This is a genomic window from Arthrobacter sp. MAHUQ-56, from assembly GCF_019710585.1.
Lineage (GTDB): Bacteria > Actinomycetota > Actinomycetes > Actinomycetales > Micrococcaceae > Arthrobacter.
Genome location: NZ_JAIFZQ010000016.1, coordinates 1 through 13769 on the forward strand (window position 1 = coordinate 1; position 13769 = coordinate 13769).

Sequence of the window (13769 nt, forward strand, 5' to 3'; positions counted from 1 at the left end):
GTCCTTGAACGGGCTGTTGTTCCGGCCCCGGCCGCGTCCGTCGCTGACCCGTTTGGCCCGGCCGGTGCTCAACTGCCGGTACAGGTCCTGGCGGACATGTCCACGGCCCTGGACGTAAGTGGCCTGATAGATCGTCTCGTGGCTGATCTGCATCCTCTCATCGTCCGGGAAAGCACGGGCCAGAACCAGCGAGCACAGCTGCGGGACCAGCCCTCGTCCATGGCGGACTCCACGAACCGGGCCAGCGGCTTATGGACGAGTTTATGCTCCTTGGGCCGGCGGGCATTCTGCCCGGCCTTCAACTGCGCGACGTCGGACTGGTATGTGCCGTCCTCGCAGCAGTTCCGCCTGGCCTCGCGCCAGATCACCGATCGGTCCCGGCCCAGTTCCCTGCCGATCGCCGCGTAGGACCAGCCATCGCGCAGGCGGACCATGATCACCGCCCGTTCCGACAGGCTCAACCTGCCCGAGCCAGGGGCGCCGTCCGGAAACGGCGCCCCTACCGGTCCTCCACGTTTGCCTCTCGACATCTCCACAGGGCCCATCCTCCGGACCCAATGTCGCACCGTAGAGGACCACAGGCCCGACACGCGGCACGCCTCACTGATCGAGGCCCCTTGCCGCAAAAGCGCAAAGAACCCGTCCCTGACCGCATCCCCAAAAACGTACCCCGCCGGCATCGCAACACCCCTTCAACGGTTTCGTTGCAACGACCATATGAATCCGCCGGTTCAAAACGGCAGTTATGGAGCAACCGATGAGGGGTTGACCGAGGCGTTTAGAGGCGTTTAGAGGAACCGGTCCAGGAGGCTGGCCTCGGCCATCCGGCTCAGGCCCTCGCGGACGGTGCGGGCGCGCTGGTCGCCGATGCCGTCAACGGTCATGAGGTCGTCGATGGTGGCCGCCATGAGGAACTGCAGGCCGCCGAAGTGGTCCACCAGGCGGTCCGCCACCGCCTTCGGAACCGCCTTCAGGCCGGACAGCAGCCGGTAGCCGCGGGGCTGGACCACGGCGTCCAGGTTCGCTTCACCGCCGGCGAAGCCCACGATCCCGGAGATCTTGCCCAGGTCGATCAGCTCGGTGGGCCCCAGGTTCACCAGTTCGCTGACCGCTTTGTCGATGTCCTCCGCCGAGGTGTTGGGGCTGGCATAGTCGCGGATAATGACGTCGCTGCCGGGCCCCCTGCCTACGGTGAGTTCATCGAGCTGGAGCGAGAGGAGCCGGCCGTCCTCGCCAAGTTCGAGCACGTACTGGGAAATCTCTTCGGAAATACGGCGGACCATTTCCTGGCGCTGCAGCGTGACGGCCACGTCCCTGACTGTCACCATGGCTTCGATTTCCAGGGCGGAGAGGGAACTGGTGACCTGGTCCAGGCGTGCCCGGTAGCGTTCAAGGGTGGCCAGGGCCTGGTTGGCGCGGGCCAGGACGTTTTCCGAACCCTCCAGCACGTGCCGCAGCCCGTTCACGTAGAGGGCGATGATCTGCATCGACTGGCTCACCGAGATCACCGGCACGCCGGTCTGCTTGGCCACGCGCTCGGCGGTGCGGTGGCGGGTTCCGGACTCCTGGGTTTCAATGCTCGAATCGGGAACCAGCTGCACGGCGGCGCGGAGGATGTTCCCGGCGTCCTTGTCGCAGATGATGGCGCCGTCCATCTTGGCCAGCTCGCGCAGGCGCGTGGGCGAGAACTCGATGCCGATGTCGAAGCCGCCCGAGCAGATCGAATCGATGGTGCGGTCTGAGCCCAGGACGATCAGGGCGCCGGTGCGGCCGCGGAGGATCCGCTCCAGCCCGTCGCGAAGGGGTGTTCCGGGTGCCACCCGGCCCAGAGTGGCCCTCAGCGATTCTTCGGGGCTCCGCGCCATAGGTGTATCCCTTCAAAGGTGCGGACCGCCGCCCGCAGAAAATGCCGGCCCGCACAGGTGGCCGGCAGGATCAAAAAGTGCTCTGATTCCCGCAAGCTCAATGATAGGGGCAAGAATCCCAACTTCCGCACGGGCAAGCCCCAAAGTGCCCCATTAGGGGGTGCCCGTAACGCCCTTCGGAATGCGTTCGACGGCGGATGTCAGCAGGGCATTTTGTCCAGCCTCGGGTTGCCGTCCCGACCGGGACCGGAGTAGGTCCCGCAGGGCCCGTTCGCAGGGTTTCTCGATAAATCGGTTGGCGACCCAAGCTACGGCTGCGGCGCAGAGCAGCGCAGGTGGCACGAGCCACCAGGGAAGGCCTTGGGCCCACCGGCCAACCAGAATGCCGAAGGCACCCAGTACGAGGTAGTGGACCATGTAGAAAGCGAATGACAGTTCTCCCAGCCTTACGAGGACGGGGCTGGTGAGCAAGCCGCTTCGACCCGCAAGCTCGCGGCGGGCAGCCGTCCAGATGAGGACGATAATTACCGGCAGCATGAGCGACTGGCTAACCCACCAGGGCGCGGCATGGAGGAAGTCCGCCAGGAGGGTAAGCATGACCCCCGCGGTGGCGAAAGCGGCTGCCGACAACTGGGTCCTGCGTGATGGCACGTAGCCGGCCTTCAGCAGAAGCGCCAATGCGACGCCGATGACGAACTCGGGCAGCCGGTAGAGCGGAAGGTTGTAGGTGATGAAATGGCTCACCCGTGCTGCCAGAGTTAGCTGGCAGGCGACGCCCAGTACAAGTTGCGTGATGGCGAGGAATACCACCGTCCCAACGAGTTCCTTCGTGCTGAACCGGCCCATCACCGCTACAAGCGGGGGGCAGCAGGAGGTAGAAGAAACCTTCCGCCGACAGCGACCAAGCCACGGGATTGAAGGAAGAAGCAGACCAAGGCCACCACGCTTGGGTCAGGGTCAGGCTTTGCAGGAAGGAAATGGCATTGGAATTCTGCGCCACGGGTACCAGCGTTGCAATGGCCAGGGTGGCCGCGCTGAGTGGAAACAGTTTGGCGAAACGGTTCCGCAGGAACGCACCAGCACCGTCTGCCGCCCCGCTGGCCCAGGTGAGGACGAAGCCGGAGAGGACAAAGAAGAAGCTTACGCCGACAAAACCGAGGTCAAACACGGGTAGTTTGTAGCTGGCAAGACCGTGCATCAGTGCCACGGCAGCCGCGGCGAAGAACCTCAGGCCCGTCAAGGAATGGAGCCGGCGTCCCTTGGTTTCGTTTTGGCGGTTGCCGGCGGGCCGCGGCCCGTAGGGCATGGCAGCGGCTGCCATGCTGGCAGTGGAGGACATGGTTGAGACCTTCAGGGAGAGGGTAGAACCGCAATTGCTGCGGAGCGTCGTGTTTGTCTGCGTCCAACCAGCGTATGAGAACCCGGGCCATGGGCCACGCGGAAATGGGGCAGGAAAAGCGAAGGACTTGGCAAGGATCAGTGCAGCATTTCCACCACAAACCGCCTCCGCACACCCCGCCTCATCTTTTCAATGCCTGGCCTCCGGCGCCCCGGCCAAATCTTTTCCGCCGAGCGGCGTGACGGTCTTAGTGCCGCTGTCCCACAGCCGCGCACCGGTGCATCGTCCTTCAAAGCGCAGGTCCAGCAGGTCCATGGCCGCGCCCAGCTGCTCCGCGGGGATGCGGCGCGCGAGGGTGACGTGCGGCGTCCATGCGCCGGGGAGCGTGAGCGGCAGCGCGCCGGAGACCTCCTGATGGAGGCGGCGGTGCAGCTCGAGCAGGGAAGTGGCCAGGACCACCGACCGGGCCAGGACGTACTTGCCCGTACCTGCCCGAAAGAGGACCGCCCCGGAGAACTCGATGTCTATGGGCAATGCCTGCCAGGGATCGTCGAAGGAGCTGAACTGGAGTCCGGGGCCGGCCGCCAGAGTGATGTGCGGGCTGTTGCTTGGCGAGGAATGACCGGCCAGGCTGGGCAGCCCGGCGTCCGCGAGCCTGGACCAGTCGGCCCTGATGATGGAATCGGTGGACTCGTCAAAGACCAGCTCGATGCTGCGCATGGAACCATCATGCCGTTACCGCGGAGCCGGCAGCGGAACCTCAGCGCCTGCGCTCCCGCAGCATCCGCTCCAGGTCCTTGCTGACCTTCGACAGGGACGCGGCCCGCAGGGCCTTGTGCTCTGCGGCAGTCTGGACGCCGCGCTTCCTGGCCGGTGCCGGTGGAAGGCCGGAACCGGGCTCCTCCGGCCGCGTGGGGGAGGCCAGGTTGGTGGCCAGCGGGTCAAAGAAGAGATTGCCGGAGAAGGTGAGACCTTGCATCATGCGCCCAAGCTAGCTGCCCGGCATTTCGCGGCCTTGAACGTCCGGTTTCGCGGGCGTTAAGCGCACCCCCGGCCGGTTTGCTGCCCTGCGATAAACTTGTACTTTGGCTGATTGCCATAGTCCCGGCCCTCGAGCCGCAGCGCCCCGGCAGCCACAACCGCAGCGAAAGTAGCACCGTGTCCCAAGATGTCCTGACCCCCGCCCGGATCAATTCGATTCACAAAGAAGCGGGCCGCCGCAGGACCTTTGCCGTCATCTCGCACCCCGACGCCGGCAAGTCCACGCTCACCGAAGCGCTCGCCCTGCACGCGAAAGTGATCGGCACCGCCGGCGCGTCCAGCGGCAAGGCCAACCGCAAGGAAACGGTCTCGGACTGGATGCAGATGGAAAAGGACCGCGGCATCTCCATCAGCTCGGCCGCCCTCCAGTTCTCCTACCGCGACACCGTCATCAACCTCCTGGACACCCCCGGCCACGCCGACTTCTCCGAGGACACCTACCGGGTGCTTGCCGCCGTCGACTGCGCCGTGATGCTCGTGGACGCCGCCAAGGGCCTGGAAACCCAGACCATGAAGCTCTTCGAGGTCTGCAAGCAGCGGAACCTGCCGATCATCACGGTCATCAACAAGTGGGACCGCCCCGGGCTGGACGCCTTGGCGCTGATGGATGAAATCACCGAACGCACCGGCCTGCAGCCCATGCCGCTGACCTGGGCCGTGGGGATCTCGGGCGACTTCCGCGGCGTCTGGGACCTGCGCAACGACCGCTTCGCCCGGTTCCAGCGCAACAACGCCGGCGCGCAGATTGCCATCACCGAATACTTCACCCCCGAGGAAGCCGCGCAGGACCAAGGCAGCAACTGGTCCGACGCCGTGGACGAGGCCGGGCTGGTCATCGAATCCAACCTCGAGTTCGACGTCGACGCCTTCCACGCCGGCAAGGCCACCCCCATCCTGTTCAGTTCCGCTGCCCTGAACTTCGGCGTGAAGGAACTGCTGGACGCGCTGGTGGACTTCGCGCCGCCGGCGGCACCCCGGCCGGACATCGACGGCAACCCCCGCCCCGTCGAGGCCCCGTTCTCCGGCTTCGTCTTCAAGGTCCAGGCCGGCATGAACAAGGCGCACCGCGACCATGTGGCGTTCATCCGCGTGTGTTCCGGCGTCTTCGAACGCGGCATGGTGGTCACCCAGACCCGCACCGGCAGGTCCTTCGCCACCAAGTACGCCCAGCAGGTGTTTGGCCGCGAACGGGAAGTCATCGACGAGGCGTACCCGGGCGACGTCGTCGGACTGGTCAATGCCTCCTCGCTGCGGGTGGGGGACAGCCTGTTCCTGGAGGAGTCCGTGGAGTACCCGGCCATCCCGCTGTTCGCCCCCGAGCACTTCCAGGTGGCCCGCTCCAAGGACCCCAGCAAGTTCAAGCAGTTCCGCCGCGGCATCGAGCAGCTCGAACACGAGGGCGTCATCCAGCTGCTCCGCTCCGACCTCCGCGGCGACCAGGCGCCGGTGCTTGCCGCCGTCGGCCCCATGCAGTTCGAGGTGGTGGAGGACCGCATGGCGCACGACTTCAGCGCCCCCATGCGGCTGGAGCGCCTGCCGTATTCGCTCGCGCGGATTTCGACGGCGGATGCCATGCCGGCGCTGGCCAACGTCCCCGGCGCTGAGGTGCTTCTGCGGTCCGACGGCGAATACCTTGCACTGTTCAACGACGTGTGGGCCCTGCGGCGGATCGAGAAGAACCACCCGGACCTCACCCTGGTGCCCATCGGCACGCACAACCCTGCGAAGTAAGGCACCATGACTGCATCCCAGCCCCGCGTTCTCGTTACCGGCGCCGGCACCATCAACCCGCTCGGCTCCACCGTCAAGGAGACCTGGGAAGCCCTGCTCGCAGGGGAGTCAGGCATCGCGGAGCTGGCCGAGGAATGGGCTGCCCAGTTGCCTGTGAAGATCGCGGGGCAGGTCAGGGCGGACCTGTCGCAGCACCTGTCCACCCGCGAGATGAAGCGGATGGACCGCTGCGGCCAGCTCGCGCTGATTGCCGCACGGGAGGCGTGGACGCAGGCAGGAAGCCCGGAGGTCGACCCCGAACGCTTTGCCGTGGTCATCGGCTCCGCCTATGGCGGTCTCGGTTCCACCATCGAGCAGGACCGCACCCTCGCCGCATCCGGTCCGCGCAAGGTTTCCCCGCACACCCTCACCCGCCTGATGGTCAACGGCCCCGCTGCCTGGGTGTCCATCGACCTCGGTGCCCGTGGCGGCGCCCGGACGCCGGTCAGCGCCTGCGCCTCCGGGGCTGAGGCGATTGTCCAGGCAGCCGAAATGATCCGCTCGGGCGCTGCCGACGTCGTAATTGCCGGCGGCGTGGACGCCTCCGTGAACGACCTGGTGATCAGCGGCTTCTCCCAGATCCGCGCCCTGTCCACGCATGCCGGCGATCCGCAGCGGGCCTCGCGCCCGTTCGACGGTGGCCGTGACGGCTTTGTGCTGGCCGAGGGCGCCGGCGTGGTGGTGCTGGAGAGCGAGGAGCACGCCCTTGCCCGCGGCGCCGCAGTGCTGGGGGCCGTGGCCGGGGGAGCGGTAACCTCCGACGCGAACGACATCGTGGCTGCCGACCCTGCAATGCAGCGGCGCGTCATGCAGAAGGCACTGGAATCCGCAGGCATGCAACCGGTGGACATCGGCTTTGTCCACGCCCACGCCACCTCCACCCCCGTGGGCGACCGGCTCGAAGGCCAGGCCATCAGCGCCGTCTTCGGCCCTTCCGTGCCGGTGACGTCCACGAAGGGCCACACCGGACACCTGCTGGGCGGCGCAGGTGCGCTGGCCGCCGTCGTGGTCCTCGGAACCCTGCGCACAGGCCAGCTGCCCGCGACGCTGAACGTGGAGGCGCTGGACCCGGAAGTGGACCTCAACGTCATCACCGAAGGTGCCCACCGGCTGCCGCCGGGTTACTCCCCGGCCGGACTGGTGAACGCCTTCGGCTTTGGCGGCCACAGTGTGGCCCTGGTGATCACAGGCGCCTAAACCGCCGGCGATCTGGATGAAGCGATCCGCAGGGCAGCGGGTTGGATGAGGCGCGGTATCAGGCGCGGGTGGCGACTGCGGCCTCGACGTCCGGCTCCTGGGAAAGGGCGTCCGCTGTGCTGCTGGTGCGGTGCTCCTTGAGGAAATAAACCAGTCCCGCGGCGACGGCGGAGGCCGCGGCCAGGGCGAAGAGCCCGGGGACCACGCTGCCGGTCTGCTCCTTGATGATGCCGAACCCAAACGGTGCGACGAATCCGCCCAGGTTGCCCAGCGAGTTGATGATGGCAATGGCCGGGGCGAGGACCATCGGATGCAGACCGGATTGCGGGATGGTCCAGAACAGCGGGGAAGCGCTCTTGAACCCCATGGCGGCGATGGCCAGGAAGACCAGCGCCAGCACCGGCGAGGCCACGGCAGCCGCATAGGTTCCGGCGGCGGCGACCAGCAGGGCGGCCACCAGGAGGGGCTTCTTGGACTTGGCTTTGTCCTGCCACTTCGCCGCGAAGTACATGGCGAAGACGGCGCAGACCCACGGGATGGAGGACAGAAAGCCGGCCGAGAGGTCGGTGGTGCCCGGGATCCGCTTGACAATGCTCGGCAGCCAGAAGGTGTTGGCGTAGATGGACAGCTGGATGGCGAAGTAGATGCCGCACAGGAGCAGGATCTGCGGGTTCAGGAGCATCTTCCAGCGGTTGACCTTCCCGGTGTCCGCTCTGGTGTGCCCTGCGTCCTCGGCGCTGATCGCCTGGGACAGGGCCTCCTTTTCGGCGGCGGACAGCCACTTTGCGTCCTGGATCTTCGCATCGAGCAGGAAGAACACCACGATGCCCACCAGCATGGAGACGATGCCTTCAAAGCCGAAGAGCCACTGCCAGCCACGCATCCCCAGGGCGCCGTTCAGGTTCAGCAGCATGCCGGCGATGGGTCCGGAGATAGCGGCGGCCACCGAGGAGCCGGCGATAAAGACCGCCGTGGCCTTGCCGCGCTGGCCTGCCGGTACCCAGCGGGCGAAGTAGAAAATGACGGCGGGGAAGAATCCTGCCTCGGCGGCGCCCAGCAGGAAGCGCAGGATGTAGAACATGGTTTCGTTCTGCACGAACGCCATGAGGAAGGAGACGGCGCCCCAGCTGACCATGATCCGCGTCAGCCAGACTTTGGCGCCGTACTTTTCCATCATCACGTTGCTGGGCAGTTCGAAAATCGCGTAGGCGATGAAGAACAGGCCGGCGCCGAAGCCGTAGGCGGCGGCACCGATGCCGACGTCAGCCTGGAGGTGGTCCTGGGCATAGCCGATGTTTGACCGGTTGAGCTGGTTGCAGACCAGCATGACCAGCATGACGGGAAGGACGCGCTTGAAGAATTTCCTGCTGGCGGATGCCAGGTCCAGGACGGCGTTGTCCACTGACTTCATTGGTTGTTTCCTTGGAAGGGGATAGGGCAAGGCGGGGCCTTGGAAGAATTTACAGGACAGTTGCCAGGGAGGGTCCCGGCAACTGTCCTGGGAGGCTGTCCTAGCGGACCAGGCAGGGCCGCTTGGGGTCGAACGACCAGCCGTCGATGTAGTACTGCATCCCGATGCTGTCGTCCCGCGCATCCAGGCCGTGTTCGAGGTACAGCTGGTGCGCCCTGTCCAGCGCTTCAGGGTCCAGTTCGATGCCCAGCCCGGGTGCGGCCGGGACCTCGATCGCGCCGCCCTTGATCTGCAGCGGGCTCTTCGTCAGGCCTTGGCCGTCCTGCCAGATCCAGTGCGTGTCCAGCGCGGTGATTTCGCCCGGGGCCGCGGCGCCGGTATGGGTGAACATGGCCAGCGAGATATCGAAGTGGTTGTTCGAGTGCGATCCCCAGGTCAGGCCGAATTCATTGCACAGCTGCGCCACCCGGACCGAGCCGTGCATGGTCCAGAAGTGCGGGTCGGCCAGCGGAATGTCGACGGCGTTGCTCCGGACGGCGTGCGACATTTCCCGCCAGTCGGTGGCGATCATATTGGTGGCGGTCTTCAGTCCGGTGGCGCGGCGGAACTCCGCCATGACCTCGCGGCCGGAGAACCGCCCTTCGGCGCCACAGGGGTCCTCGGCGTAGGCCACCACGCCCTGCATCCGCTTGCCCAGGCGGATGGCTTCCTCGAGGAGCCAGCCGCCGTTGGGATCAAGGGTGATGCGGGCGTCCGGGAAACGCTTGGCCAGGGCCGTGACCACGTCCACTTCGGCATCACCGGACAGCACACCGCCCTTGAGCTTGAAGTCGCTGAACCCGTAGCGTTCTTGGGCGGCTTCGGCGAGGGCGACGACGGCTTCCGGAGTCATTGCCTCATGCCGGCGTAGCTGCTCCCAGCGGTCAGCCGGGTTGTCCTCCACGAGGTACGGCAGGTCCGTTCGTCCGTGGTCGCCGACGAAGAACAAGTAGCCGAGCATGGGCACCGAGGTGCGCTGCTGGCCGTCGCCCAGCAATTCCGCCACGGGAACGCCGAGGAACTGCCCGTGCAGGTCCAGCAGGGCGGACTCGACGGCGGTGACCGCGTGGACCGTGGTGCGCAGGTCGAAGGTCTGCAGTCCGCGGCCGCCGGCGTCACGGTCGGCGAACTCGGCGGCGATCTCCCGCAGCAGCGAACGGTAGCGGGCCACCGGCTTGCCCTTGAGCAGTGCGCCGGCCTCTTCGATGGTGGTGCGGATCTTCTCGCCGCCGGGAACTTCACCGAGGCCGGTCCGGCCATCAGAGTCGGTGAGGATCACGATGTTGCGCGTGAAGAACGGGCCGTGTGCGCCGCTGAGGTTCATCAGCATGCTGTCGTACCCGGCGACGGGCACCACCTCGATGCCGGCAATGGTGGGGCGGGTGCTCATGCGCTGACTTCTGCTTTCTCTGCTGCGGGGACCACGTCGCCGTTGATATGCCGGTTGAGGTGCCAGGGGTTGTCATCCTGCAGGGGTGCGGGGAGGAGCTCCTGGGGGAGGTTCTGGTACGCGACAGGCCTCAGGAACCGGTTGATGGCGAGGGTTCCGACCGAGGTGGTGCGGGAGTCGGAGGTTGCGGGGAAGGGCCCGCCGTGGACCATGGCGTGGCCGACTTCGACGCCGGTGGGCCAGCCGTTGACGATAATGCGGCCCACCTTCTGTTCCAGCACGGGGATCAGGGGCGCCGCCGTCGGGTAGTCCTCCTCCGCGAGGTGGAGGGACGCGGTGAGCTGGCCTTCGATCCCGGCGGCAGCCTGGAGCAGGTCGCCGGTGCTGGTGTAGCGGATCACCAGGGATGCTGCGCCGAAGATTTCCTCGTGCAGGACGTGGTTGGCGGTGAATTGTTCCACCTCGGTGCCGAAGATGGCAGGTGCGGGGGCGTTTTCCGTGGGGCCGGGCGTGCCCTGGCCGATCAGTTCGACGCCGGCTGCGGTGCTGAGCGCCTTGGTTCCGGCCTTCCAGGAGTTGACGATGCCCTCGGTGAGCATGGTTTGTCCGGGGCAGGCTGCGATGGCGCGTCCGACGGCGGCGGCAAGTTTGTCGCCTGCCTCGCCGGTGGGGGCGAAGAGCAGGCCGGGGGAGGTGCAGAGCTGGCCGGAGCTGCCGGTGACGGCTGTGACGTACTGCTGGGCCAGCGCGTCAATATCGCCTTTGAGGGCGCCTTCGAAGACGAAGACTGGGTTGAGGGAGGACATTTCGGCGTAGACCGGGATGGGCTCGGGACGTGCGGCGGCTGTGCGCATCAGGGCGATGCCGGCGGACTGGGACCCGGTGAACCCGACGGCCTTGATCGCGGGGTCGGCGACGAGGGCCTGGCCTATGCTGGAGCCGGGGCCATAAATCAGGGAGAACACCCCGGGGTGCAGGCCGTGATCCCTGACGGCTTTGGTGATCGCCTGGCCGACGAGTTCGCTGGTGCCGGGGTGGGCGTTGTGTGCCTTGAATACTACGGGGCACCCCGCGGCGAGGGCAGAGGCGGTGTCGCCGCCCGCAGTCGAGAAAGCCAGGGGGAAGTTGCTGGCGCCAAACACGGCTACGGGGCCCAGCGGGATCTGGCGCTGGCGGATGTCTGCACGGGGCAGCGGGGCGCGGTCCGGGAGGGCGGGGTCGATCCGGACTCCGCGGAAGTCGCCCTGCCGGACCACTGCCGCGAAGAGGCGCAGCTGGCCGGTGGTGCGGGCACGCTCACCGGTCAGCCGGCCTGCGGGGAGGCCGGTTTCCTGCCCGGCGCGGGTGATCAGTTCGTCGCCGATGGCCTCGATGTTGTCAGCGACCGCTTCCAGGAAAGCTGCGTGGGTTTCCGGGTCAAGGGTGCTGAACGAAGCGAATGCTTCCGCGGCGGCGCGGGTCGCCGTTGTGAGCTGTTCCTCGGTGAGCAGCGTGTAGGCCGGTTCCAGGGGCCTGTTCGTAGCCGGGTTCAGGCCGAAGGTGGTCTTGCCTTCGCCGTCGACGGTCCGGCCGGCGATGAGTGAATGTCCGGTGAGGTTCATTGGTTCCTCCTGTGCTTGGAGTGGAGCGGTCTGCGGTGACGGCTAGGAAACCGTGGCGATCAGGGCTTTGAGGTCCGCCAGATCCTGCGGGGCCATGTTCTGCAGCGGGGTGCGTACGGGCCCTGCGGAACGGCCGATCGCGTCGAGGCCGCCCTTAACGATGGACACAGCGTAGCCCTTCACGCGGTCGCGGATGTCAAGGTATGGGATGACGAAGTCATTGAGCTTCTTGTTCACGGCTGCGCGGTCGTTGTTGCGGACGTCCTGGTAGAAGTCCAGCGCGAACTGCGGGACAAAGTTGTACATGGCGCTGGAGTAGGTGCTCATGCCCAGCTGCAGCAGTGGCAGGGCGAAGGTCTCGGCGGTGGGCAGGCCGCCCAGGTAGAACAGCCGGTCGCCGAGCTTGGCGTAGACGCGGGCATCGTGTTCGAGGTCGCCCACACCGTCCTTGAAGCCGATCAGGTTTTCATGCCGGTCTGCCAAGGTGGCCACCGTGGTGTCTTTGTAGATGGCGTTGGCACGGTTGTAGATGATGACGCCCAGCTTGGTGGCGCGGCAGACGGCACTGACGTGCTCCACCAGTCCGTCCTGGTCGGCTTCGGTCAGGTAGGGCGGCAGCAGCAGGATGCCTTCGGCGCCCGCGGCTTCTGCTGCCTGCGCGTTCTCAATGGCCTGGGCGGTGGAGCCGCCGGCGGAGGCGAGGACGGGAACCCGGCTTCCCACTTCGTCAACGGCGGTGCGCACCACGCGCTCGGACTCCGCAGGCGTCAGGGAGAAGCCTTCGCCCGTGCCGCCGGCTGCGAAGAGGCCGGCAACCGGGAAGCTCGCCTGCCACGCCAGGTGCTTGCGGTAGTTCTCCTCGTCGAACTGCAGATCGGCGGCGAAAGAGGTCACGGGGAAGGACAGCAAGCCTTCCTTGAGCGTGTCCGCGAGTTCCTGGGGTCTGTACTTAGCCACGGTGTGGTCCTTCGATGTGTGCGCCGCGGGCGGCAGGGGCTGATGATTCCTTCCCAGAGTAGGAGCGCTTCTGATGCCTGTCTAAGTGCATTTTTATATGTATTGATACCTTCAGGGCATAGTCACCTCCTGGCTACTCCATGGCGAACTCCAGGTCCCGCAGGAGGCGGGTCAGGGCGGGGTTGGTGATTCGCCGGTTCCAGAGGGCGTGGAGTTCTACCTGCTCGAGGTCGCCGCCCTCGAGCGGAAGGAACTCCACCCCGCGGATGCCCAGGAGGGTGGCCGAGTGGGGCACGAACGCCAGTCCGCGCTTGGCGGCAACGAGCGAGACCATGGTGAGGATCTGGCTGACGGTATGCACCACGTTGGCATGCCGGATGGGAAACATCCGAACCACCAGGTCGTAGAAATAGCGGGCCTGCGTGGGGGAGTGCATGATGAGGGGCTCATCCCGGAAGTCCTCCGGCATGATGTCCCGGCCCAGCGCTGACAGGGGGTGGCCGTCCGGAACGGCCAGGACCATCGACTCCCGGTAAAGGAGATGGGAATCGAACGTCTCCCGGTCGAACGGGGGCCGCGCCAGTCCGAGGTCCAGTTCCCCCGTCAGCAGCCCGGCCAACTGGTCTCCGGTCACGAGTTCCTCCAGCTCGATGTCGACCTCCGGGATGATGCTGGAAAGTTCCTCCAGCAGCGGGCCCAGGATGCTGAAGCCGCTTGCCGCAGTAAAGCCGATGCGCAGCATGCCGGACCTCCCGGACGCGATGCGCCTGGCTGCAACCGGCGCGCGTTCGGCCAAGGCCATGAGCCGGCGCGCCTCGTCAAGGAATGCGTGCCCGGCCGAGGTCAGTTCCACTTTGCGGTTGTCCCGCTCCAGCAGTTCGGCGCCGACGATCTTCTCCAGCTTCTGGATCTGCCGGCTCAGCGGGGGCTGGGTCATATTCAGCCGCTCGGCGGCCCTGCCGAAGTGCAGCTCCTCGGCGACGGCGATGAACCCGGCCAATTGGTCAAAAGTAAACATGATGCCTTCCGGGTATCAAATGATGCAGATAAGGGCTTAGACAGGCATCATAGCGGCTCCCTACACTCGACAAAGCGAAGCGGGGTGACCCCTTCGCAGAAAGCTTCGGGCCCAACCGGCCCCACTGCCCTAGGAGTTCCA

The 13769-nt window shown here is 66.4% G+C and carries 11 protein-coding genes and 2 pseudogenes; 2 read left to right on the plus strand and 11 right to left on the minus strand.

The features are described 5' to 3' along the window. The 6 genes and pseudogenes from K4G53_RS07875 to K4G53_RS07895 form a co-directional block, all read right to left on the minus strand. Positions 1-680 (minus strand): annotated as a pseudogene (locus K4G53_RS07875) (transposase); the annotation flags it as partial. Between the two features lie 108 nt (positions 681-788). Beyond that, on the minus strand, positions 789-1865 hold the full coding sequence (gene disA / locus K4G53_RS07880) for a DNA integrity scanning diadenylate cyclase DisA (protein ID WP_221385160.1): 1077 nt from the start codon (positions 1863-1865) through the stop codon (positions 789-791). 153 nt (positions 1866-2018) lie between these two features. Further along, a complete protein-coding gene (locus tag K4G53_RS07885) occupies positions 2019-2711 on the minus strand; it encodes an acyltransferase (protein ID WP_221385161.1) in 693 nt (230 codons plus the stop codon). 25 nt (positions 2712-2736) lie between these two features. After that, positions 2737-3204, minus strand: a pseudogene (locus K4G53_RS21525) (acyltransferase family protein); the annotation flags it as partial. A 189-nt stretch (positions 3205-3393) separates the two neighbouring features. Next, positions 3394-3924 (minus strand): 2'-5' RNA ligase family protein, encoded by a 531-nt coding sequence (locus K4G53_RS07890; RefSeq protein ID WP_221385162.1) that lies wholly within the window; start codon positions 3922-3924, stop codon positions 3394-3396. 40 nt (positions 3925-3964) lie between these two features. After that, complete coding sequence (locus K4G53_RS07895; protein WP_221385163.1) at positions 3965-4186, minus strand: hypothetical protein; 222 nt, start codon at positions 4184-4186, stop codon at positions 3965-3967. Between the two features lie 176 nt (positions 4187-4362). Between K4G53_RS07895 and K4G53_RS07900 the strand changes: the two genes are divergently transcribed. Together K4G53_RS07900 and K4G53_RS07905 are read left to right on the plus strand one after the other, a co-directional pair. Next, entirely contained in the window at positions 4363-5976 is a 1614-nt protein-coding gene (locus K4G53_RS07900) for a peptide chain release factor 3 (protein ID WP_221385164.1), read from the plus strand. Between the two features lie 6 nt (positions 5977-5982). Then, a complete protein-coding gene (locus K4G53_RS07905; RefSeq protein WP_221385165.1) occupies positions 5983-7212 on the plus strand; it encodes a beta-ketoacyl synthase in 1230 nt (409 codons plus the stop codon). Positions 7213-7270: 58 nt separating this feature from the next. Here K4G53_RS07905 and K4G53_RS07910 read toward each other — a convergent pair whose 3' ends face one another. The 5 genes from K4G53_RS07910 to K4G53_RS07930 form a co-directional block, all read right to left on the minus strand. After that, positions 7271-8623: an MFS transporter gene (locus K4G53_RS07910; RefSeq protein WP_221385166.1), complete on the minus strand. Its 1353-nt coding sequence runs from the start codon at positions 8621-8623 to the stop codon at positions 7271-7273. Between the two features lie 100 nt (positions 8624-8723). Further along, the gene (locus tag K4G53_RS07915; protein ID WP_221385167.1) at positions 8724-10052 is read right to left on the minus strand and encodes an enolase C-terminal domain-like protein; all 1329 of its coding nucleotides are present in this window, start codon (positions 10050-10052) and stop codon (positions 8724-8726) included. After that, positions 10049-11653 (minus strand): aldehyde dehydrogenase (NADP(+)), encoded by a 1605-nt coding sequence (locus tag K4G53_RS07920; protein WP_221385168.1) that lies wholly within the window; start codon positions 11651-11653, stop codon positions 10049-10051. The genes K4G53_RS07915 and K4G53_RS07920 overlap by 4 nt, the downstream gene beginning before the upstream one ends. 42 nt (positions 11654-11695) lie before the next feature. After that, positions 11696-12610: a 5-dehydro-4-deoxyglucarate dehydratase gene (kdgD, locus tag K4G53_RS07925; protein ID WP_221385169.1), complete on the minus strand. Its 915-nt coding sequence runs from the start codon at positions 12608-12610 to the stop codon at positions 11696-11698. A 133-nt stretch (positions 12611-12743) separates the two neighbouring features. Beyond that, the gene (locus K4G53_RS07930) at positions 12744-13628 is read right to left on the minus strand and encodes a LysR family transcriptional regulator (protein WP_221385170.1); all 885 of its coding nucleotides are present in this window, start codon (positions 13626-13628) and stop codon (positions 12744-12746) included. Positions 13629-13769 lie beyond the last annotated feature (141 nt).